Annotated in this window: 21 protein-coding genes and 1 rRNA gene; 20 read left to right on the forward strand and 2 right to left on the reverse strand. The window is 63.2% G+C overall.

Annotated elements, in window-relative coordinates:
• Nucleotides 1–9: 9 nt before the first annotated feature.
• From thrC to MSIMFI_RS14315, 18 genes are all read left to right on the forward strand, one after another.
• Nucleotides 10–1086, forward strand: coding sequence for a threonine synthase (gene thrC, locus MSIMFI_RS14230; protein ID WP_396820219.1), 1077 nt, complete (start codon nt 10–12; stop codon nt 1084–1086).
• Nucleotides 1087–1094: 8 nt separating this feature from the next.
• Nucleotides 1095–2030, forward strand: a complete 936-nt coding sequence (thrB, locus tag MSIMFI_RS14235; protein ID WP_191498195.1) for a homoserine kinase — start codon at nt 1095–1097, stop codon at nt 2028–2030.
• Between the two features lie 264 nt (nt 2031–2294).
• Nucleotides 2295–4169, forward strand: a complete 1875-nt coding sequence (gene rho, locus MSIMFI_RS14240; RefSeq protein ID WP_191497680.1) for a transcription termination factor Rho — start codon at nt 2295–2297, stop codon at nt 4167–4169.
• A gap of 69 nt (nt 4170–4238) precedes the next feature.
• The gene (gene rpmE / locus MSIMFI_RS14245; RefSeq protein ID WP_191497681.1) at nt 4239–4478 is read left to right on the forward strand and encodes a 50S ribosomal protein L31; all 240 of its coding nucleotides are present in this window, start codon (nt 4239–4241) and stop codon (nt 4476–4478) included.
• 92 nt (nt 4479–4570) lie between these two features.
• Entirely contained in the window at nt 4571–5644 is a 1074-nt protein-coding gene (gene prfA, locus MSIMFI_RS14250; protein ID WP_191497682.1) for a peptide chain release factor 1, read from the forward strand.
• Nucleotides 5641–6513: a peptide chain release factor N(5)-glutamine methyltransferase gene (gene prmC, locus MSIMFI_RS14255; RefSeq protein WP_191497683.1), complete on the forward strand. Its 873-nt coding sequence runs from the start codon at nt 5641–5643 to the stop codon at nt 6511–6513. Before prfA ends, prmC begins: the two co-directional genes overlap by 4 nt.
• Nucleotides 6506–7159: an L-threonylcarbamoyladenylate synthase gene (locus tag MSIMFI_RS14260; RefSeq protein WP_191497684.1), complete on the forward strand. Its 654-nt coding sequence runs from the start codon at nt 6506–6508 to the stop codon at nt 7157–7159. Before prmC ends, MSIMFI_RS14260 begins: the two co-directional genes overlap by 8 nt.
• 80 nt (nt 7160–7239) lie before the next feature.
• A complete protein-coding gene (gene rfe / locus MSIMFI_RS14265; protein ID WP_186244113.1) occupies nt 7240–8454 on the forward strand; it encodes a UDP-N-acetylglucosamine--decaprenyl-phosphate N-acetylglucosaminephosphotransferase in 1215 nt (404 codons plus the stop codon).
• Nucleotides 8455–8709: 255 nt separating this feature from the next.
• On the forward strand, nt 8710–9168 hold the full coding sequence (locus MSIMFI_RS14270) for an ATP synthase subunit I (RefSeq protein ID WP_186244112.1): 459 nt from the start codon (nt 8710–8712) through the stop codon (nt 9166–9168).
• Nucleotides 9161–9913, forward strand: a complete 753-nt coding sequence (gene atpB / locus MSIMFI_RS14275) for a F0F1 ATP synthase subunit A (protein ID WP_186244111.1) — start codon at nt 9161–9163, stop codon at nt 9911–9913. Before MSIMFI_RS14270 ends, atpB begins: the two co-directional genes overlap by 8 nt.
• A gap of 29 nt (nt 9914–9942) precedes the next feature.
• The gene (locus MSIMFI_RS14280; RefSeq protein ID WP_003406686.1) at nt 9943–10188 is read left to right on the forward strand and encodes a F0F1 ATP synthase subunit C; all 246 of its coding nucleotides are present in this window, start codon (nt 9943–9945) and stop codon (nt 10186–10188) included.
• A gap of 9 nt (nt 10189–10197) precedes the next feature.
• Nucleotides 10198–10713 (forward strand): F0F1 ATP synthase subunit B, encoded by a 516-nt coding sequence (locus MSIMFI_RS14285; RefSeq protein WP_186244110.1) that lies wholly within the window; start codon nt 10198–10200, stop codon nt 10711–10713.
• Nucleotides 10714–10719: 6 nt separating this feature from the next.
• Complete coding sequence (locus MSIMFI_RS14290) at nt 10720–12060, forward strand: F0F1 ATP synthase subunit B/delta (protein ID WP_191497685.1); 1341 nt, start codon at nt 10720–10722, stop codon at nt 12058–12060.
• Nucleotides 12061–12092: 32 nt separating this feature from the next.
• Nucleotides 12093–13742 (forward strand): F0F1 ATP synthase subunit alpha, encoded by a 1650-nt coding sequence (gene atpA, locus MSIMFI_RS14295; protein ID WP_186244108.1) that lies wholly within the window; start codon nt 12093–12095, stop codon nt 13740–13742.
• 6 nt (nt 13743–13748) lie between these two features.
• Nucleotides 13749–14666: a F0F1 ATP synthase subunit gamma gene (locus MSIMFI_RS14300; RefSeq protein WP_191497686.1), complete on the forward strand. Its 918-nt coding sequence runs from the start codon at nt 13749–13751 to the stop codon at nt 14664–14666.
• A 38-nt stretch (nt 14667–14704) separates the two neighbouring features.
• Nucleotides 14705–16156, forward strand: a complete 1452-nt coding sequence (gene atpD / locus MSIMFI_RS14305) for a F0F1 ATP synthase subunit beta (RefSeq protein WP_186244106.1) — start codon at nt 14705–14707, stop codon at nt 16154–16156.
• 88 nt (nt 16157–16244) lie between these two features.
• Nucleotides 16245–16610: a F0F1 ATP synthase subunit epsilon gene (locus tag MSIMFI_RS14310; protein ID WP_186244105.1), complete on the forward strand. Its 366-nt coding sequence runs from the start codon at nt 16245–16247 to the stop codon at nt 16608–16610.
• 7 nt (nt 16611–16617) lie between these two features.
• Nucleotides 16618–17061, forward strand: a complete 444-nt coding sequence (locus MSIMFI_RS14315) for a DUF2550 domain-containing protein (protein ID WP_191497687.1) — start codon at nt 16618–16620, stop codon at nt 17059–17061.
• Between the two features lie 18 nt (nt 17062–17079).
• Here the strand turns inward: MSIMFI_RS14315 and MSIMFI_RS14320 are convergent, their stop codons facing one another.
• Together MSIMFI_RS14320 and MSIMFI_RS14325 are read right to left on the reverse strand one after the other, a co-directional pair.
• Nucleotides 17080–17532 carry a VOC family protein gene (locus MSIMFI_RS14320; protein WP_191497688.1) on the reverse strand — a complete coding sequence of 151 codons (453 nt, stop codon included), beginning with the start codon at nt 17530–17532 and terminating at the stop codon, nt 17080–17082.
• A gap of 20 nt (nt 17533–17552) precedes the next feature.
• Nucleotides 17553–18137, reverse strand: a complete 585-nt coding sequence (locus MSIMFI_RS14325; RefSeq protein WP_191497689.1) for a cob(I)yrinic acid a,c-diamide adenosyltransferase — start codon at nt 18135–18137, stop codon at nt 17553–17555.
• Between the two features lie 58 nt (nt 18138–18195).
• Between MSIMFI_RS14325 and murA the strand changes: the two genes are divergently transcribed.
• Nucleotides 18196–19452 (forward strand): UDP-N-acetylglucosamine 1-carboxyvinyltransferase, encoded by a 1257-nt coding sequence (gene murA, locus MSIMFI_RS14330; protein ID WP_186244102.1) that lies wholly within the window; start codon nt 18196–18198, stop codon nt 19450–19452.
• Between the two features lie 287 nt (nt 19453–19739).
• Nucleotides 19740–21269 (forward strand): 16S ribosomal RNA (locus tag MSIMFI_RS14335).
• Nucleotides 21270–21417 lie beyond the last annotated feature (148 nt).

Here is a 21417-nt window from a genome sequence, read left to right on the forward strand (position 1 = left end):
GCCCCCCGGATGGCTCAGTCGGCCATCCATCAGCCCTGGCCGGGCGTGATCGCCTCATACCGGGACCGACTCCCGGTGGGTGACGATTGGACTCCCGTGACGCTGCTCGAAGGTGGAACACCGCTGATTGCGGCGCCGAGACTGTCCAAGCGGACCGGCTGCACGATCCACCTCAAGGTCGAGGGCCTCAACCCCACCGGCTCCTTCAAGGACCGGGGCATGACGATGGCGGTCACCGACGCACTGGCGCGGGGGCAGCAGGCGGTGTTGTGCGCATCGACGGGAAATACTTCGGCATCGGCGGCGGCATACGCGGCCCGGGCAGGCATCACCTGCGCGGTGCTGATACCGCAGGGCAAGATCGCGATGGGCAAGCTGGCTCAGGCGGTGATGCACGGCGCCAAGATCATTCAGATCGACGGGAACTTCGACGACTGCCTGGAACTGGCCCGCAAGTTGGCCGCTGATTTCCCGACAATCTCGTTGGTGAATTCGGTCAACCCGGTGCGCATCGAAGGTCAGAAAACAGCGGCGTTCGAAATCGTCGACGCGCTGGGCGCGGCACCGGACGTGCACGCCCTTCCGGTTGGCAATGCCGGCAACATCACCGCGTATTGGAAGGGATACACCGAGTATCACCGCGAGGGACTGATCGACAAGCTGCCCCGCTTGCTGGGCACGCAAGCCGCGGGCGCGGCGCCCCTGGTTCTTGGCGAACCGGTGAGCCATCCGGAGACGATCGCTACCGCGATCCGCATCGGGTCACCCGCATCGTGGACTTCGGCCGTCGAGGCACAGCAACAGTCCAAGGGCCGTTTCTTGGCCGCTACCGACGAGGAAATCCTGGCCGCATACCACCTGGTCGCCCAAGCTGAAGGTGTCTTCGTCGAGCCCGCTTCCGCGGCCAGCATCGCGGGCTTGCTCAAGGCCATCGATGACGGCTGGGTGGTTCGCGGGTCGACGGTGGTGTGCACGGTGACCGGCAACGGCCTCAAGGATCCCGACACGGCACTGCGGGACATGCCGAGCGTGTCGCCGCTGCCCGTTGACCCCATAGCCGTCGTCGAGAAGTTGGGGCTGACCTAGTGGGGTTAGTGCTGCCTCCCGGACTCGTGGCGAGCGCAGTGGTGTCGGCATCGAGTGCCAACCTCGGCCCGGGCTTCGACAGCATCGGCCTGGCGCTGCGTCTTTGCGACGAGATCATTGTCGAGACAACAGATTCCGGCTTGGTAGTGGAGGTCGAGGGGGAGGGTGCCGACCAAGTTCCGCTGGGTCCCGACCACCTGGTGGTGCGCGCCATCCAGCACGGGTTGCAGGCACTTGAGGTCAGCGCCCCCGGCCTGGTGGTGCGTTGCCGCAACGACATCCCGCATTCCCGCGGCCTCGGCTCGTCCGCGGCGGCGGTGGTGAGCGGACTCGCGGCTGTCAACGGGCTTGTTGCACAGACAGATTCGACACCGTTGAGTGAGGCACAGCTGATCCAGCTGTCCTCGGAGTTCGAGGGGCATCCCGACAACGCCGCGGCCGCTGTGATGGGCGGTGCGGTGGTTTCTTGGATCGACCGCAGCAGGGGGCGGCCGGAATACTCGGCCGTGCCGTTACGGCTTCATCCCGATATCCACTTGTTCTGCGCGATTCCCGAGGAGCGTTCGTCGACCGCCGAGACCCGGGTACTACTGCCAGCGAAGGTCAGTCACGACGACGCGCGGTTCAACGTCAGCCGTGCCGCGTTGCTAGTGGTAGCGCTCACCGAGCGGCCCGACCTGCTGATGGCGGCCACCGAAGACGTGCTACATCAGCCTCAGCGCGCCCCGGCCATGCCCGCGTCGGCGGAATATTTGCGGCTGCTGCGGCGTCATAACATGGCAGCAACGCTATCTGGGGCGGGTCCCACGCTGATTGCATTGACTACTGAGCCGGAGTTACCACTAGAAGCGGTGCAGTACGGTGCCGCAAACGGATTTGCCATCATTGCGACGACCACCGGCGACGGAGTTCGCTGGAGCCCAGGAGTCACAGTTCCCGGGTAATCCACACCGCCGCGGGGGGTTTGCTTGCTTCCGGCCAGGAAGCGGGCTATCCTCGGAGCCGTCCAGCAATCGCAGCATCTGCATCTGCATCCATACTGCCTTGCCGCTAGGACAACACCAATTCTTCTCGTGGACGAGGTTCGCCGTTTTCGCCGCCCCAGGCGATCACCGTTGCAGAGTCGACAGTTGGGCGCACTCGGCGATTTGGCTGAATGCAACGAACCCCTCGTCTGACGTAACCAGCGGGGGAGAGAAAGGAAATCCGTGACTGATACGGACCTCATCACGGCTGGCGGAAGCACCGACGCCAATAAGCAGTCGGATTCCGCGACCACAGAGACTCCAGACGTCAAAACCAATCCAGACGTCAAAACCAGTGCGCCCGCAGGCTCACTGACCACCATGGTGCTGCCCGAGCTGCGGGCGCTGGCTAACCAAGCCGGCGTCAAGGGGACCTCGGGCATGCGCAAGAGCGAACTGATTGCCGCGATTCAGGAAATCAGGGGGCAGGCCAACGGCGTATCGGCCGGTGGTGCCTCGACTCAAGAGTCCGGCCAACCGTCCGGGCAGCAATCGGGCAACGCCGACTCGCCGGCCGCAGCCGAGACCCCGGCTGCCCAAGAGGCTCCTCAAGCAGCCGCCCAAACCCAGGCCCAACAGGGCCAGAGCGATTCCTCCGGCGACGCGCCGCGTAGGGAACGACGCGCAGGCTCCCGCGACGCGGGATCGCCCGCTACCGCGACCGAGGACACCGCCACCCGGGGCGCTGACACCCGCCAAGCGACCCAACCGGACACCAAGACCGACGGCCGCGCCCCGGAGCCGGGTACCGATCAAAGCGGTGATCAACAGGGCTCGGGGCAACAAACTCGTACCGACGAGGACGGCGAGGGACGCCAGGGCCGGCGGGGACGCCGCTTTCGCGACCGCCGGCGCCGCGGTGAACGGACGGGCGACGGCGCCGAAGCCGAACTGCGTGAGGACGACGTTGTCCAGCCGGTGGCCGGCATCCTTGACGTCCTGGACAACTATGCGTTCGTGCGTACCTCCGGTTACCTGGCCGGTCCGCATGACGTGTATGTGTCGATGAACATGGTGCGCAAGAACGGCCTGCGCCGCGGTGATGCGGTGACGGGCGCGGTTCGGGTGCCCCGAGAAGGCGAGGCAGGCGACAGAAATCCGCGGCAGAAATTCAACCCGCTGGTGCGCCTGGACAGCATCAACGGTGGATCGATCGAAGATGCCAAGAAGCGGCCCGAGTTCGGCAAGCTGACGCCGTTGTACCCCAACCAGCGGCTTCGTTTGGAGACCACCACCGAACGGCTGACCACTCGCGTCATCGACCTCATCATGCCGATCGGCAAGGGCCAGCGTGCGCTGATCGTGTCGCCACCCAAGGCCGGCAAGACGACGATTCTGCAGGACATCGCCAACGCCATCACCAGGAACAACCCGGAATGCCACCTGATGGTTGTGCTGGTCGACGAGCGGCCTGAAGAGGTCACCGACATGCAGCGCTCGGTAAAGGGAGAGGTGATCGCCTCGACGTTCGACCGGCCGCCGTCGGACCACACGTCGGTCGCCGAGTTAGCGATTGAGCGGGCCAAGCGGCTCGTGGAGCAGGGCAAAGACGTCGTCGTGCTGCTCGACTCGATCACCCGACTGGGCCGCGCCTACAACAACGCCTCACCGGCGTCGGGCCGCATCCTGTCCGGTGGTGTCGACTCCACCGCGCTGTATCCGCCCAAGCGCTTCCTGGGCGCCGCACGCAATATCGAGGAAGGCGGGTCGCTGACCATCATCGCCACCGCGATGGTCGAGACCGGGTCCACCGGTGACACCGTCATCTTCGAGGAGTTCAAGGGCACCGGCAATGCCGAGCTCAAGCTGGACCGCAAGATCGCCGAGCGGCGGGGATTCCCCGCGGTCGACGTCAACCCATCCGGCACCCGCAAGGACGAGCTCCTGCTTTCGCCCGACGAGTTCGCGATCGTGCACAAGCTGCGCCGGGTCCTGTCGGGGTTGGATTCCCACCAAGCCATCGACTTGCTGATGTCGCAGCTGCGCAAGACGAAGAACAACTACGAATTCCTGGTCCAGGTGTCCAAGACGACGCCGGGGTCGATGGATAACGACTAGCCCGGTGCTTTGGGTGGGCAGTGGTTGACCTGGCATAATCGATGTTCGACTTCGATCACAGAGGACAGCATGAAGACTGAAATTCATCCCGCCTACGAGGAAACCACCGTGGTGTGCGGATGCGGCAATACGTTCCAGACGCGAAGCACCAAGCCCGGTGGCCGCATCGTGGTCGAGGTTTGTTCGCAGTGCCACCCGTTCTACACCGGCAAGCAAAAGATCCTGGACAGCGGCGGCCGGGTCGCCCGCTTCGAGAAGCGCTACGGCAAGCGCAAGGCGGCTGACAAGGCCGAATCAGCCGACAAATAGCTGGCTAACCGACGCCCGAACTGTGCTGAATCGGCGCAGGCCGGGCGTCGGTTGCGTTGCGGCAGTCGGCCCGCTTCAGGAGGAAGGTCAGCATGACGCAGCCGGTGCAGGCGATTGACGTCCTGCTCGCCGAACACGCCGAACTCGAGCTTGCTCTGGCAGATCCGGAACTGCACAGCAAGCCGGACGAGGCGCGCAAAGTCGGACGCCGCTTCGCACGACTGGCCCCGATCGTCGCAACCCACCGCAAGCTGGTGTCCGCGCGCGAAGACCTCGAGACCGCACGCGAGCTGGCCGCGTCCGATGAGTCGTTCGCCGAGGAGGTCTCCGAATTGGAGGCCAGGGTAACCGAACTGGACACCCAACTCACCGACATGCTGGCACCGCGCGACCCGCATGACGCCGACGACATCGTGCTCGAAGTCAAATCCGGTGAGGGGGGCGAAGAGTCGGCGTTATTCGCGGCCGATCTGGCCAGGATGTACATCCGCTACGCTGAGCGGCATGGCTGGACGGTGACGGTGCTGGACGAGACGACTTCGGATCTCGGCGGCTACAAGGACGCGACGCTGGCCATTGCGAGCAAAGGCGATTCGTCCGACGGCGTGTGGTCGCGAATGAAATTCGAGGGCGGTGTCCACCGGGTGCAGCGAGTTCCAGTCACGGAATCCCAAGGCCGCGTACACACTTCGGCCGCAGGTGTGCTGGTCTATCCCGAGCCCGAAGAAGTCGGCGAGGTGCAGATCGACGAGTCGGATTTGCGCATCGACGTCTACCGATCTTCCGGCAAGGGCGGCCAGGGTGTTAATACCACCGACTCCGCGGTCCGGATCACGCACCTGCCCACCGGGATTGTCGTCACCTGCCAAAATGAACGCTCTCAGCTGCAGAACAAAGCCCGTGCGCTGCAGGTGTTGGCCGCGCGCCTGCAGGCATTGGCCGAGGAGCAGGCGCTGGCCGACGCTTCGGCGGATCGGGCCAGCCAGATCCGCACTGTCGACCGCAGCGAACGCATTCGCACCTACAACTTTCCGGAAAACCGGATCACCGATCACCGGATCGGCTTCAAGTCACACAATCTCGATCAAGTCCTCGACGGTGACCTGGATGCGCTGTTCGACGCGCTGGCTGCCGCCGACAAGCAGTCCCGGCTACAACAGGCATGACCTCGCTGGGGCGCTCCACCTCGCTGCGGCACGCAATCGACACCGCCGCGGAGCTACTCGCCGACGCGGGCATCGACTCGGCACGGTGCGACGCCGAGCAGTTGGCGGCTCACCTGGCGGGTGTCGAACGTGGCCGGCTGCCGTTGATCGAGCCGCCCAGCGAGGAGTTTTTCGGGCGCTACCACGAGGCCGTCGCCGCGCGTTCGCGACGGGTGCCGTTGCAGCATCTCACCGGGACGGTGTCCTTCGGGCCGGTGTTGCTGCAGGTCGGCCCTGGCGTGTTCATCCCGCGCCCGGAGACCGAGGCGATACTGGCATGGGCCACCGCGCAATCGCTTCCGGCGCGACCCGTGATCGTCGACCTGTGCACTGGATCTGGCGCATTGGCGGTCGCGCTCGCCCGGCATCGGCCGGCGGCCAGGATCATCGGCATCGACAACTCCGAAGCCGCCCTCGGTTATGCACGCCGCAACGCCGCGGGCACCACGATCGAACTGGTGCGAGCCGACGTCGGGACACCCGGTCTGCTCCCCGAACTCGACGGACAGGTCGACCTCGTCGTCGCCAATCCGCCCTACGTTCCCGACGATGCCGTTCTGGAACCTGAAGTGGCACAGCATGATCCACCCGATGCGGTGTTCGGCGGGCCGGACGGTATGGTGGTGATTTCGGCGATTGGCCGCCTCGCCGCGCGTTGGCTGCGTTCCAGTGGCCTGTTCGCGGTCGAGCACGACGACGCGACGTCGGAATTGACCGTCGAATTGATCAGCAGCACAGGCGCTTTCGACGACGTGATGCCCCGCACGGATCTCGCGGGACGGCCAAGGTTCGTGACTGCCCGCAGGACGGGGGGCGGCGCCGTTGAGTAGCCTGTTCGACTGCGCTTACCCCGATCAGCGGTCACGCGGACTCGAGGCCGCGGTCGGAGCGCTCAAGGCCGGCCGACTGGTCGTCATGCCGACCGATACCGTCTACGGAATCGGCGCCGACGCCTTCGACAGCACCGCAGTTGATGCGTTGTTGTCGGCCAAGGGGCGTGGGCGCGATATGCCGGTCGGTGTGCTGGTCGGGTCCTGGCACACGATTGAGGGCCTGGTCTACTCGATGCCCGACGGGGCACGCGAGCTGATCCGCGCGTTTTGGCCGGGCGCCCTGAGCCTGGTCGTAGTGCAGGCGCCGTCTCTGCAGTGGGACCTTGGCAATGCCTATGGCACCGTGATGCTGCGAATGCCGTTGCACCCGGTCGCCATCGAGTTGTTGCGTGAAGTAGGGCCCATGGCGGTTTCCAGCGCCAACATCTCGGGCCGGCCGGCCGCCGTCGACGTCGCCGATGCGCGCCACCAGCTCGGCGATCTCGTCGACGTGTATCTCGATGCAGGTCCGTCCGCACAGCAGGCCGCGTCGACGATCGTCGACCTGACCGGAGCCGCCCCCCGCATCCTGCGATCGGGGCCGGTCAGCACGGAGCGGATCGCCGAAGTGCTGGGGCTGGACCCGGCGACCTTGACCGAGTAGGCACTGAAACCTTCTCGCACGTAGCGTCTCGGTAGCGTCTCGGCCCCAGCGGCGAGCGCAGTTATCCGGGCCTCAGGTTGGTGCAGTACCGTCGCGACGTGTCCAGCGATGTGGCCAGCCTTGCCGGCGGCTTGCTCGCCCTTTCTGATCGCAGCGCCGGTGTTCCGCTGCGCGAGCTCGCGCTTGTCGGGCTGACGGCGGCGATCATCACCTATTTCGCGACCGGGCCGGTGCGGGTGTTGGCTACCCGCCTGGGAGCCGTCGCCTATCCGCGCGAACGAGACGTGCATGTGAAGCCAACCCCCCGGATGGGTGGACTGGCGATGTTTCTCGGTGTCGTTTCCGCGGTCTTTCTCGCCTCCCAGCTTCCGGCTCTGACCCGCGGGTTCGTCTACTCCACCGGCATGCCCGCGGTGTTAGTGGCGGGTGCGGTGATCATGGGCATCGGTCTGATCGACGACCGTTGGGGCTTGGACGCCCTGACGAAGTTCGCCGGACAGATCACGGCGGCAAGCGTGCTGGTGACCATGGGTGTCGCGTGGAGTGTGCTGTATATACCGTTCGGCGGGGTCGGCACGATCGTGTTAGACCAAGCCTCGTCGATCCTGCTGACCCTGGCGCTGACCGTGTCGATCGTCAACGCGATGAACTTCGTCGATGGTCTCGACGGACTGGCCGCCGGGCTGGGCCTCATCACGGCCCTGGCGATCTGCATGTTCTCGGTCGGTCTACTACGTGACCACGGCGGCGACGTGTTGTACTACCCGCCCGCGGTGATTTCGGTGGTACTTGCCGGCGCATGTCTGGGCTTTCTGCCGCACAACTTCCACCGCGCCAGGATCTTCATGGGCGATTCCGGTTCGATGCTGATCGGGTTGATGCTCGCCGCTGCTTCCACGACGGCGGCCGGGCCAATCTCGCAGAACGCCTACGGCGCCCGGGATGTGTTTGCTCTGCTGTCGCCGTTCCTGCTGGTAGTGGCGGTCATGTTGGTACCAATGCTCGACTTGCTGCTCGCGATCGTGCGCCGCACCCGCGCGGGCCGCAGCGCGTTCAGCCCCGACAAGATGCACCTGCATCACCGGCTGCTGCAGATCGGTCATTCGCATCGCCGCGTGGTGCTGATCATCTACTTGTGGGTGAGCATCGTTGCGTTCGGCGCTGCGAGCACGATCTTCTTCAACCCACGCCATACGGCGGCGGTCATGTTGGGCGCGATTTTTGTGGCGGGCGTCGCGACGGTGATCCCGTTGCTGCGCCGCCGAGATGACTACTACGACCCGGACCTCGACTAGCCCGGGCAGAGCCTACGACAACGAGTAGTAGTTGCGTCTGTCCTGTGGTACGGTGCAGCTAGAACCCCGAAAAAAACCTCGCGGGTTGCCGGCCCCCCGGCCCGTCGGATCCGTATCCGCGCGCGCCGATTAACGACCGACACAGGGAGCTACCCCTTGGGTGATTCCAGCGCGACCCTTGCGATACGCTCGGCGGGCCACCGATCAGTTGATCGGGCGGTTTCCGCTCCACCAACCTGGGATTGAGGTGCTGCAGTGACGACACCAGCGCAGGACGCGCCGTTGGTGTTTCCCGCTGTTGCTTTCCGTCCCGTGCGGCTCTTGGTTATCAGCGTTGTCCTGACCGCGGTGGCGATGCTCATCGCGGGTTTAGCCGGGCACCTACTGGTTGGGGTGTTCTTTGGTATCGGGTTGCTGCTGGGTTTGCTCAACGCACTGTTGGTGAGGCGATCGGTTGAGTCGATCACCGCGAAAGACCATCCGCTGAAAAGGTCGATGGCACTGAACTCGGCGTCGCGGCTGGCAATCATCACCATCATCGGGTTGATCATCGCGTACGTTTTCCGGCCCGCTGGACTGGGCGTGGTGTTCGGATTGGCACTCTTCCAGGTGGTGCTGGTGCTATCTACCGCGCTGCCGGTCTGGAAGAAGCTGCGCACCGGGGAGCCCGCGGGATCGGAAGGGACGGAAGTGAGGAGCACCAGCGATGACTGAGTCGATCCTGGCCGCCCAGATCGAGGTCGGTGAGCACCATACGGCCACCTGGCTTGGCATGACGGTCAACACCGACACCATTCTGTCGACCGCAATCGCGGCGCTGATCGTGATCGCGCTGGCGTTCTACCTGCGCGCCAAGGTCACCTCGACCGACGTGCCGGGCGGCGTGCAACTGTTCTTCGAAGCGATCACCATTCAGATGCGCAGCCAGGTCGAGGCCGCCATTGGGATGCGAATCGCCCCGTTCGTGCTGCCGCTCGCGGTGACCATCTTCGTGTTCATCCTGATCTCCAACTGGCTGTCGGTCCTCCCGCTGCAGTACACCGAAGAAGGCGGCAAGACCACCGAGGTGCTCTCGTCGGCGGCCGCGGACATCAATTACGTACTGGCGCTAGCCCTTTTCGTCTTCGTCTGTTACCACGCGGCCGGGATTTGGCGTCGTGGCATCGTCGGACACCCGATCAAGCTGCTCAAGGGGCACGTGGCAATCCTCGCGCCGATCAACGTCGTCGAAGAGCTTGCCAAGCCGATCTCGTTGTCGCTCCGACTTTTCGGCAACATCTTCGCCGGTGGCATCCTGGTCGCGTTGATCGCGCTATTTCCGCCGTATGTCTTGTGGTTGCCGAATGCGATCTGGAAATCGTTCGACTTGTTCGTCGGCGCCATACAGGCGTTTATTTTCGCGCTGCTGACGATCTTGTACTTCAGCCAGGCGATGGAGCTGGAAGAAGACCACCACTAGACACCACTGGTTATCAAGGAGGATTAGGAATGGACCCCACAATCGCTGCCGGCGCGCTCATCGGCGGTGGACTGATCATGGCCGGTGGCGCCATCGGTGCCGGTATCGGTGACGGTGTCGCCGGTAACGCGCTGATCTCCGGTGTTGCCCGGCAACCCGAGGCGCAGGGACGGCTGTTCACGCCGTTCTTCATCACCGTCGGTCTGGTTGAGGCGGCGTACTTCATCAACCTGGCCTTTATGGCGTTGTTCGTCTTTGCAACTCCCGTCAAGTAATTCGCTGTGATGGGTGACCTGAACTCTATTGTCCTGGCCTCGAGTCAGGCAGCAGAGGAAGGTGGCAAGAACAGCAACTTCCTCATTCCCAACGGCACCTTTTTCTTCGTGCTGGCCATCTTCTTGGTGGTGCTAGGCGTCATCGGGACTTTCGTCGTGCCGCCGATCCTGAAGGTGCTGCGGGAACGCGACGCCATGGTCGCCAAGACGCACGCCGACAACAAGAAGTCGGCCGAGCAGTTCGCCGCTGCCGAGGCCGATTACGAAGAAGCCATGAAGGAAGCCCGAATCCAGGCGTCGTCCTACCGCGATACTGCCCGCTCAGAGGGTCGTAAGGTCGTTGAAGACGCGCGCGCCCGTGCCGAGCAGGAAGTGGCATCGACGTTGCAACAGGCAAACGAGCAACTGAAGCGGGAGAAGGACGCCGTGGAATTGGACTTGCGCGCCAACGTTGGGACTATGTCGGCGACTTTGGCCACTCGAATCCTCGGTGTCGAGGTCACCACCCCGGCTGCGACGAGGTAGCTCGCTATGTCGACATTTATCGGACAGTTGGTCGGTTTCGCGGCCATCGTGCTCCTGATATGGCGCTATGTTGTGCCGCCGGTCCGCCGTTTGATGAGCGCCCGGCAAGAAATGGTGCGTCAGCAGTTGCAAGATGCGGCTGCCGCTGCCGATCGGCTGGCCCAGTCGACTACGGCCCATAGCAAGGCCGTGGAGGCCGCCAAGGCGGAGGCGCAGCGCGTCGTCGAAGAGGCCAAGACAGACGCCGAACGCATCACGGAGCAGCTGCAGGCCCAAGCCGAAGCCGAGGCGGAACGCATCAAGGTGCAGGGCGTCAGTCAGGTCGAGCTGCTGCGGACACAGCTGGCCCGTCAGCTTCGGCTGGAGCTCGGCCACGAATCCGTGCGCCTGGCAGGGGAATTGGTCCGCGACTACGTTGCCGATGAGGCGCAGCAGTCGGCCACCGTCGATCGTTTCCTCGACGAGCTCGAGGCAATGGCGCCGGAGGCGGCCGACGTCGAATATCCGTTGTTGGCCAAGATGCGTTCGGCGAGTCGGCGAGCGCTGGGCGGCCTGGTGGATCGCTTCGGCACGATAGCCAGGGGCCTTGACACAGATGGCCTCTCCACACTTGCCGGCGAGCTGGTGTCGGTCGCCAAGATGCTCGACCGCGAAATCGTCGTCACCCGGTATCTCACCGTGCCCGCCGAAGACTCGGCACCCAGAGTCAGGTTGATCGAGCGGCTGGTGTCGGGCAAAGTCGGCGCCGCCACCCTCGACGTGCTACGTGCGGCCGTCTCGGAGCGCTGGTCGGCTAACACCGATCTCGTAGACGCGATAGAGCACGTGTCTCGCCAAGCCCTGCTGGAAGTCGCCGAACGCGACGGCAAGGTCGACGAGGTCGAAGACCAGTTGTTCCGGTTCTCCCGCATTCTCGATGCGCAACCGCGACTTGCCGTCCTGTTGGGCGATCACACGAGCCCGGTCGAAGGTCGTATCGGGTTGCTGCGCAAGGTACTTGAGAGCTCGAGCGGCGACGTGAACCCGGTTGCCGCTGCGCTGTTGTCGCAGACCGTCGAGCTATTGAGAGGCCAGCCGGCCGAAGCGGCCGTGCTGTTCTTGGCCGAGGTGGCGGTGGCGCGCCGCGGTGAAATCGTCGCGCAGGTCAGTGCCGCGGCCGAGCTCGGCGATGCCCAGCGCACGCGCCTGACCCAAGTGCTTAGCCGCATTTATGGTCATCCGGTGACGGTGCAGCTGCAGATCGACGCCGGATTGCTGGGTGGGCTCTTGATCGCTGTTGGTGACGAGGTAATCGACGGAACGCTCTCGTCTCGTTTGGCCGCTGCCAAAGCGCAATTGCCCGACTAAAAACGAAAACCGAAGTAGGAAGACGAAAAGCCATGGCCGACTTGACAATCTCCGCTGATGACATTCAGAGCGCCATCGAAGAGTACGTAAGTTCTTTCACCTCCGACACTTCCCGCGAGGAGGTCGGTACCGTGGTCGACGCCGGCGACGGTATCGCGCACGTTGAAGGTTTGCCGTCGGTGATGACCCAGGAGTTGCTCGAGTTCCCTGGCGGAGTTCTCGGTGTCGCTCTCAACCTGGATGAGCACAGCGTCGGCGCGGTGATCCTGGGTGACTTCGAGAACATCGAAGAGGGCCAACAGGTCAAGCGCACCGGGGAAGTTCTGTCGGTTCCGGTGGGCGACGGGTTCTTGGGTCGGGTGATCAACCCGCTCGGCCAGCCGATCGACGGGCGCGGGGATATCGAGTCCGATACCCGGCGTGCGCTGGAGCTTCAGGCACCGTCGGTGGTGCAGCGGCAAGGTGTGAAGGAGCCGCTGCAGACCGGCATCAAGGCAATCGACGCGATGACCCCCATTGGCCGCGGGCAGCGCCAGCTGATCATTGGCGACCGCAAGACCGGCAAGACCGCCGTCTGCGTCGACACCATCCTCAACCAGCGGCAGAACTGGGAAACCGGCGATCCGCAGCAGCAGGTGCGTTGCGTCTACGTGGCCATCGGGCAGAAGGGCACCACTATCGCCGCGGTCCGGCGCGCTCTGGAAGAGGGCGGCGCCATGGACTACACCACCATCGTCGCGGCGCCGGCTTCGGACTCCGCCGGCTTCAAATGGCTTGCACCGTATACCGGTTCGGCGATCGCGCAGCACTGGATGTACGACGGCAAGCATGTGCTGATCGTCTTCGACGACTTGACCAAGCAGGCCGAGGCGTACCGCGCGATCTCGCTGCTGCTGCGCCGTCCGCCCGGTCGCGAGGCGTATCCGGGCGACGTGTTCTACCTGCACTCCCGGCTGCTGGAGCGCTGCGCCAAACTGTCCGACGAACTCGGCGGCGGCTCGCTGACGGGTCTGCCGATCATCGAGACCAAGGCCAACGACATCTCGGCGTACATCCCAACCAACGTCATCTCGATCACCGACGGGCAGTGCTTCTTGGAGACCGACCTGTTCAACCAGGGCGTCCGCCCCGCCATCAACGTCGGTGTGTCGGTATCCCGGGTTGGCGGCGCCGCGCAGATCAAGGCAATGAAAGAGGTGGCAGGAAGTCTGCGCTTAGACCTGTCGCAGTACCGCGAGCTGGAAGCGTTCGCCGCTTTCGCTTCTGACCTGGATGCCACATCGAAGGCGCAGTTGGAGCGCGGCGCACGACTGGTCGAGCTGCTGAAGCAGCCGCAATACCAGCCGATGCCGGTTGAGGAACAAGTGGTTTCGATCTTCCTTGGTACCGGCGGTCACCTGGACTCGGTGCCCGTCGAGGACGTCAGACGGTTCGAAACCGAACTGCTGGACCATATGCGGGCATCCGAAGAAAAGATCCTCCAAGAGATCCGCGAGAGCCAGAAGCTCACCGACGAAAACGCCGACGCGCTCACGGAAGTCATCAAGAACTTCAAAAAGGGCTTCGCGGCTACCGGTGGCGCCTCGGTGGTGCCCGACGAACATGTCGAGGCCCTGGATGAGGAGAAGTTGGCCAAGGAAGCGGTGAAGGTCAAAAAGCCGGCGCCGAAGAAGAAGAAGTAGCTAACCATGGCTGCCACACTTCGCGAACTACGCGGACGGATTCGATCGGCCGGGTCGATCAAGAAGATCACCAAGGCCCAAGAGCTGATCGCGACCTCGCGCATCGCTAGGGCGCAGGCTCGGCTCGAATCCGCGCGGCCCTACGCCTTCGAGATCACCCGGATGCTGACCACATTGGCGGCCGAGGCTGCCCTAGATCATCCACTGCTCGTCGAGCGTCGCGAACCGAAACGCGCCGGCGTTCTTGTGGTGTCGTCAGATCGTGGTTTGTGTGGTGCGTATAACGCCAGCATCTTCCGTCGCTCCGAGGAGCTGTTCTCGCTGCTGCGGGACGAGGGTAAGACGCCGGTTCTGTACGTGGTGGGCCGTAAAGCGCTGAATTACTACACGTTTCGCAACTGGGACATCACCGAGTCGTGGACCGGTTTCTCCGAGCAACCAAAGTACGAGAACGCCGCGGAGATCGCCTCGACCCTCGTCGATGCGTTCATGCTCGGCGCCGGCAACGGCGAAGAACAGGGGTCCGACAACGACCGGGGCGTCGACGAACTGCACATCGTCTACACCGAATTCAAGTCGATGTTGTCGCAGTCGGCGGAGGCGCACAGGATTGCCCCCATGGTGGTGGAGTACGTGGAGGAGGACCGCGGACCGCGCACCCTGTATTCGTTCGAGCCTGATGCGACGACGCTGTTCGAGTCGCTGCTGCCGCGGTACCTGACCACTCGTGTGTACGCGGCGTTGCTGGAATCCGCTGCATCGGAGCTGGCGTCGCGACAGCGGGCGATGAAGTCGGCCACCGACAACGCAGACGACCTGATCAAGGCCCTGACGCTGATGGCAAACCGCGAGCGGCAGGCACAGATCACCCAGGAGATTAGCGAAATCGTTGGTGGCGCAAATGCGCTCGCCGATGCCCGCTAGGCCAAGCTAGGTTAGCCCCACGAGGAAGCGAAGAAAGTATGACAGCTGTTACTGAAACCACTGAAAAGTCGACAAGCACCGAAACCAGCGGCCGCGTGGTACGGGTGACCGGGCCCGTCGTCGACGTCGAGTTTCCGCGTGGTTCCGTCCCGGAGCTGTTCAACGCGTTGCACGCCAAGATCAATTTCGAGTCGCTCGCCAAAACCCTCACGTTGGAGGTAGCGCAGCACCTCGGCGACAACTTGGTGCGCACCATCTCCCTGCAGCCCACCGATGGACTGGTGCGCGGCGTCGAGGTCACCGACACCGGCAGATCGATTTCGGTACCGGTCGGTGAGGGCGTCAAAGGACATGTCTTCAACGCGCTGGGTGACTGCCTGGACGAGCCGGGCTACGGAGAACAGTTCGAGCACTGGTCCATTCACCGCAAGCCACCGGCGTTCGAAGATCTGGAACCTCGGACCGAGATGCTCGAGACCGGCCTGAAGGTCGTCGACCTGCTTACTCCGTATGTGCGTGGCGGCAAGATCGCACTGTTCGGTGGTGCCGGTGTGGGCAAGACGGTACTGATCCAGGAGATGATCAACCGCATCGCCCGGAACTTCGGCGGCACTTCGGTGTTCGCCGGCGTGGGGGAGCGCACCCGTGAGGGCAACGACCTCTGGGTCGAGCTTCAAGAAGCCAACGTGCTCAAGGACACCGCCTTGGTTTTCGGTCAGATGGATGAGCCGCCCGGCACCCGTATGCGGGTGGCGCTGTCGGCGCTGACGATGGCCGAATGGTTCCGTGACGAAGCGGGCCAGGACGTGCTGCTGTTCATCGACAACATCTTCCGGTTCACCCAGGCCGGATCCGAAGTGTCGACGCTACTGGGTCGCATGCCGTCCGCGGTGGGTTACCAGCCCACGCTGGCCGACGAGATGGGTGAGCTGCAGGAGCGAATCACGTCGACGCGAGGCAGGTCGATCACATCGATGCAGGCCGTCTACGTGCCGGCCGACGACTACACCGACCCCGCGCCGGCAACGACATTCGCGCACCTGGATGCCACCACGGAGCTATCGCGTTCGGTGTTCTCCAAGGGCATCTTCCCCGCCGTGGACCCGTTGGCGTCGAGCTCGACGATCCTGGACCCCGGTGTGGTCGGCGAGGAGCACTATCGTGTTGCGCAGGAAGTCATCCGAATCCTGCAGCGCTACAAGGACCTCCAGGACATCATCGCCATCCTCGGTATCGACGAGCTGTCAGAAGAGGACAAACAGTTGGTCGGGCGGGCTCGGCGCATTGAGCGGTTCCTCTCGCAGAACATGATGGCGGCCGAGCAGTTCACCGGCCAGCCGGGTTCGACGGTCCCGGTGAAGGAGACCATCGAGGCATTCGACAAGCTGGCGAAGGGCGACTTCGACCACGTACCCGAACAGGCCTTCTTCCTGATCGGTGGCCTCGATGACCTCGCTAAGAAAGCCGAGAGCCTCGGGGCCAAGCTCTAGTGGCGATCGCAAACGCGGCGAAGCCGGGGCGCAGCGGGTCGCCACTCATCAGACCTAGGGTCCGGGCTGAGTCGAAAGGCGGTGTGTAATGGCGGAATTGAAAGTTGAAATCGTTGCTGTCGACCGGAAGATCTGGTCGGGCGAGGGCACCTTTCTTTTCACCCGCACCACCGTCGGCGAGATCGGCATCCTGCCGCACCACATCCCTGTGGTAGCGCAACTGGTCGACGACGCCATGGTGCGAGTCGAGCGGGAAGGCAAAGAGGACCTGCGGATCGCGGTAGATGGTGGTTTCTTGTCGGTGACCGAAGAGGGCGTCAGCATTCTCGCCGAATCTGCCGAATTCGAGAAGGACATCGACGAGAGCGCCGCCAAGCAGGATTCCGAGTCCGACGATCCGAAGATCGCCGCCAGGGGTCGCGCCAGATTGCGCGCCATCGGCGTGATCGACTAACAGCCCAATGAGCGCGCCCATGATCGGCATGGCCGTGCTCATAGTTCTGCTGGGCGCGGCCGTCTTGGCACTGAGTTACCGGTTGTGGAAACTGCGCCAGGGCGGAACAGCGGGAATCATGAGGGACATTCCGGCTGTCGGCGGACACGGCTGGCGCCACGGAGTGATCCGCTACCGCGGCGGCGAGGCGGCGTTCTACCGTCTGTCGAGTCTGCGTTTGTGGCCGGATCGTCGGCTCAGCAGGCGGGGTGTGGAAATCGTGGCCCGGCGGGCGCCACGAGGCGACGAGTTCGACATCATGACCGACGAGATCGTGGTGCTCGAATTGCGCGACACGACACAAGATCGCAGGTCGGGATATGAACTGGCACTGGATCAAGGGGCATTGACCGCATTCTTGTCGTGGCTGGAATCGCGTCCATCACCGCGGGCCCGTCGCCGCAGCTTTTGACCTGCTGAATCTCAAAAGTTAAGTGCCCGAACGATTGTGCCATGGAGTGATGGTCTGGCATCCGTACTCTTCGGGGCTGACGTCGCGCAGTGTTTCGCTGAATTGCCACTGGTGGCCAGCCAGGTCTTGCACGGTACATTCGCGCTCACCGTACTCGCGGTCGACGGGCGGCTCGAGCACGATGGCCCCCGCGGCCCGGGCGCGCTCGAATTGGGCGTTCACGTCATCGACCCGAACCTTGATGACGTGTGTCACGGTGTTGGCCGCGGGTGGTTGCTGCGCACCGCGGACATCCGCGACGATCATCGCGCCGTCTGTGCCGATACTCATTTGCGCTCGGTGACTTTCGCCGACCCGAACTCGTTCGGCGAAACCAAAAGCCGCACTAAGCCAAGCCACCGCTGCTCGCACGTCGGGATAGACGAGCACCGGGATAACAGTCGCCGGAGGAATCGAGCGATTGTGTTTCATTGCAATACTTGACCTTTCGTCTAACCCGCGCTTGGCGCGCCACCGCCCGGGCGCCACAACACGTCGCCTTGGGGGTTAGCCACTCGCGACAGAATGAACAGCAGATCCGATAGGCGGTTCAGATACTTCGCCGGCAGCGCACTGACACCGCCCGGGTAAGCTTCGACCGCGGCCCAGGCCGACCTCTCCGCGCGGCGTACCACGGTGCGGGCAACATGCAGTAGCGCCGACAACGGCGAACCACCCGGCAGCACAAAGGAATTCAGCGCCGATAGGGAATCGTTGTATGTGTCGCACCAGCCCTCCACTCGGTCAATGTAAGGCTGCGTGATACGTAGCGGAGGATGCTCAGGATTCTCGACCAGCGGCGTCGACAAATCCGCACCGGCGTCGAAAAGGTCATTCTGGATCTGCCGCAACACCTGTGTGATTCGCTGGTCGGGGCTGCCAAGCGCGATTGCCGCGCCGATCGCGGCGTTTGCCTCGTCGCAATCCGCATACGCCACCAGACGAGAGTCGTTCTTCGAGACCCGCGAGAAATCGCTCAAGCCGGTGGTTCCGTCGTCGCCGGTACGGGTATAGATACGGGTCAGGTGTACGGCCATAAGCAAACCGTACTTGTCTGACTGACAAAGCCGATAGCGCTTCACTACACTAACCCGGGTGGCAGAGCGTTTCGTCGTGACTGGTGGCAACCGGTTGTCAGGCGAAGTAGCTGTCGGGGGTGCCAAGAACAGTGTTCTCAAACTTATGGCCGCAACGTTGTTGGCCGAGGGCACCAGCACCATCACCAACTGTCCCGACATCCTCGATGTGCCGTTGATGGCGGAGGTACTGCGTGGGCTAGGCGCTACCGTCGAACTCGACGGTGACGTGGCCCGCATCACCTCACCCGACGAGCCGAAGTACGACGCCGACTTCGCCGCGGTGCGCCAGTTCCGGGCCTCGGTTTGCGTGCTGGGGCCGCTGGTCGGTCGATGCAAGCAGGCAAGGGTCGCGCTTCCAGGTGGCGACGCGATCGGATCTCGTCCGCTGGATATGCACCAGGCGGGCCTGCGGCAACTGGGCGCACACTGCAACATCGAGCATGGGTGCGTCGTGGCCCAGGCAGATACATTGCGGGGCGCGGAGATTCAGTTGGAATTTCCCTCGGTGGGGGCCACCGAGAACATTCTGATGGCCGCCGTCGTAGCCGAGGGCGTCACCACAATTCACAACGCGGCGCGCGAGCCCGACGTAGTCGACCTCTGCACGATGTTGAACCAGATGGGTGCGCAGGTCGAAGGTGCGGGTTCGCCGACGATGACCATCACCGGTGTTCCGCGACTGTATCCGACCGAGCACCGCGTGATCGGAGACCGCATTGTGGCCGCGACGTGGGGCATCGCTGCCGCCATGACTCGCGGTGACATAACGGTGACGGGCGTCGATCCGGCCCATCTTCAGTTGGTACTGCACAAGTTGCACGACGCGGGCGCCACCGTAACCCAGACCGACGACAGTTTCCGTGTTGTCCAGTACGAGCGCCCGAAGGCCGTCAACGTGGCGACGTTGCCGTTCCCCGGTTTTCCGACCGATCTGCAGCCGATGGCCATTGCCTTGGCGTCGATCGCCGATGGAACCTCGATGATCACGGAGAACGTCTTCGAGGCGCGGTTTCGGTTCGTCGAAGAGATGATCCGGCTTGGCGCCGACGCCCGCACCGACGGTCACCACGCCGTGGTGCGGGGTCTCGCGCAACTCTCGAGTGCGCCGGTCTGGTGTTCCGACATCCGCGCCGGTGCCGGCTTGGTGCTGGCGGGATTGGTCGCCGACGGCGACACCGAGGTCCACGACGTCTTCCACATCGATCGGGGCTACCCGTTGTTCGTGGAGAACCTCGTTGGTTTGGGAGGCGAGATTGAGCGGGTATGCTCGTAGACACCGGCCCCCGATAGCACGGTTACTACACAAGATGACCAAAAACCGGGGGTTGACTCCTCTGCCTGATCTGTATTAAGCTGGCAGGGTTGCCCCGAAGAGGGCAAAAACAAGCGAGCGTGTTGTTTGAGAACTCAATAGTGTGTTTGGTGTTTTTGTTTGTTGTTGTTTTTTTGACTACACCTTGCACTCCCCGTGTGTAGGTGTAGTCGCATTTTCAGATGCCAGTTTTTGGTGTCTTGTCAGGTATCTCTGATTGTAAATTCACCTCGTTATCGAGGGGTTTTTGTTTGGAGAGTTTGATCCTGGCTCAGGACGAACGCTGGCGGCGTGCTTAACACATGCAAGTCGAACGGAAAGGCCCCTTCGGGGGTACTCGAGTGGCGAACGGGTGAGTAACACGTGGGTAATCTGCCCTGCACTTCGGGATAAGCCTGGGAAACTGGGTCTAATACCGGATAGGACCTCAAGGCGCATGCCTTTAGGTGGAAAGCTTTTGCGGTGTGGGATGGGCCCGCGGCCTATCAGCTTGTTGGTGGGGTGACGGCCTACCAAGGCGACGACGGGTAGCCGGCCTGAGAGGGTGTCCGGCCACACTGGGACTGAGATACGGCCCAGACTCCTACGGGAGGCAGCAGTGGGGAATATTGCACAATGGGCGCAAGCCTGATGCAGCGACGCCGCGTGGGGGATGACGGCCTTCGGGTTGTAAACCTCTTTCACCATCGACGAAGGTCCGGGTTTCTCGGATTGACGGTAGGTGGAGAAGAAGCACCGGCCAACTACGTGCCAGCAGCTGCGGTAATACGTAGGGTGCGAGCGTTGTCCGGAATTACTGGGCGTAAAGAGCTCGTAGGTGGTTTGTCGCGTTGTTCGTGAAATCTCACGGCTTAACTGTGAGCGTGCGGGCGATACGGGCAGACTGGAGTACTGCAGGGGAGACTGGAATTCCTGGTGTAGCGGTGGAATGCGCAGATATCAGGAGGAACACCGGTGGCGAAGGCGGGTCTCTGGGCAGTAACTGACGCTGAGGAGCGAAAGCGTGGGGAGCGAACAGGATTAGATACCCTGGTAGTCCACGCCGTAAACGGTGGGTACTAGGTGTGGGTTTCCTTCCTTGGGATCCGTGCCGTAGCTAACGCATTAAGTACCCCGCCTGGGGAGTACGGCCGCAAGGCTAAAACTCAAAGGAATTGACGGGGGCCCGCACAAGCGGCGGAGCATGTGGATTAATTCGATGCAACGCGAAGAACCTTACCTGGGTTTGACATGCACAGGACGCGTCTAGAGATAGGCGTTCCCTTGTGGCCTGTGTGCAGGTGGTGCATGGCTGTCGTCAGCTCGTGTCGTGAGATGTTGGGTTAAGTCCCGCAACGAGCGCAACCCTTGTCTCATGTTGCCAGCGGGTAATGCCGGGGACTCGTGAGAGACTGCCGGGGTCAACTCGGAGGAAGGTGGGGATGACGTCAAGTCATCATGCCCCTTATGTCCAGGGCTTCACACATGCTACAATGGCCGGTACAAAGGGCTGCGATGCCGTGAGGTTAAGCGAATCCTTTTAAAGCCGGTCTCAGTTCGGATCGGGGTCTGCAACTCGACCCCGTGAAGTCGGAGTCGCTAGTAATCGCAGATCAGCAACGCTGCGGTGAATACGTTCCCGGGCCTTGTACACACCGCCCGTCACGTCATGAAAGTCGGTAACACCCGAAGCCAGTGGCCTAACCCTTGGGAGGGAGCTGTCGAAGGTGGGATCGGCGATTGGGACGAAGTCGTAACAAGGTAGCCGTACCGGAAGGTGCGGCTGGATCACCTCCTTTCTAAGGAGCACCACGAAAAGCACCCCAACTGGTGGGGTGTAAGCCGTGAGGGGTTTTCGTCTGTAGTGGACGAGAGCCGGGTGCACGACAACAAACAAGCCAGACACACTATTGGGTCCTGAGGCAACACTCGGGCTTGTTCCAAGGT

The sequence above is a fragment of the Mycobacterium simulans genome (assembly GCF_900232995.1).
GTDB lineage: Bacteria > Actinomycetota > Actinomycetes > Mycobacteriales > Mycobacteriaceae > Mycobacterium > Mycobacterium simulans.

What these genes read in the sequence shown, in the direction of transcription:
- thrC (WP_396820219.1), top strand. Translation starts at nt 10, where the DNA reads ATGGCTCAGTCGGCCATCCATCAGCCCTGGCCGGGCGTGATCGCCTCA.
- rpmE (WP_191497681.1), top strand. Translation starts at nt 4,239, where the DNA reads ATGAAGACTGAAATTCATCCCGCCTACGAGGAAACCACCGTGGTGTGC.
- prfA (WP_191497682.1), top strand. Translation starts at nt 4,571, where the DNA reads ATGACGCAGCCGGTGCAGGCGATTGACGTCCTGCTCGCCGAACACGCC.
- prmC (WP_191497683.1), top strand. Translation starts at nt 5,641, where the DNA reads ATGACCTCGCTGGGGCGCTCCACCTCGCTGCGGCACGCAATCGACACC.
- atpB (WP_186244111.1), top strand. Translation starts at nt 9,161, where the DNA reads ATGACTGAGTCGATCCTGGCCGCCCAGATCGAGGTCGGTGAGCACCAT.
- MSIMFI_RS14280 (WP_003406686.1), top strand. Translation starts at nt 9,943, where the DNA reads ATGGACCCCACAATCGCTGCCGGCGCGCTCATCGGCGGTGGACTGATC.
- MSIMFI_RS14285 (WP_186244110.1), top strand. Translation starts at nt 10,198, where the DNA reads ATGGGTGACCTGAACTCTATTGTCCTGGCCTCGAGTCAGGCAGCAGAG.
- MSIMFI_RS14290 (WP_191497685.1), top strand. Translation starts at nt 10,720, where the DNA reads ATGTCGACATTTATCGGACAGTTGGTCGGTTTCGCGGCCATCGTGCTC.
- atpA (WP_186244108.1), top strand. Translation starts at nt 12,093, where the DNA reads ATGGCCGACTTGACAATCTCCGCTGATGACATTCAGAGCGCCATCGAA.
- MSIMFI_RS14300 (WP_191497686.1), top strand. Translation starts at nt 13,749, where the DNA reads ATGGCTGCCACACTTCGCGAACTACGCGGACGGATTCGATCGGCCGGG.
- atpD (WP_186244106.1), top strand. Translation starts at nt 14,705, where the DNA reads ATGACAGCTGTTACTGAAACCACTGAAAAGTCGACAAGCACCGAAACC.
- MSIMFI_RS14310 (WP_186244105.1), top strand. Translation starts at nt 16,245, where the DNA reads ATGGCGGAATTGAAAGTTGAAATCGTTGCTGTCGACCGGAAGATCTGG.
- MSIMFI_RS14315 (WP_191497687.1), top strand. Translation starts at nt 16,618, where the DNA reads ATGAGCGCGCCCATGATCGGCATGGCCGTGCTCATAGTTCTGCTGGGC.
- MSIMFI_RS14320 (WP_191497688.1), bottom strand. Translation starts at nt 17,532, where the DNA reads ATGAAACACAATCGCTCGATTCCTCCGGCGACTGTTATCCCGGTGCTC.
- MSIMFI_RS14325 (WP_191497689.1), bottom strand. Translation starts at nt 18,137, where the DNA reads ATGGCCGTACACCTGACCCGTATCTATACCCGTACCGGCGACGACGGA.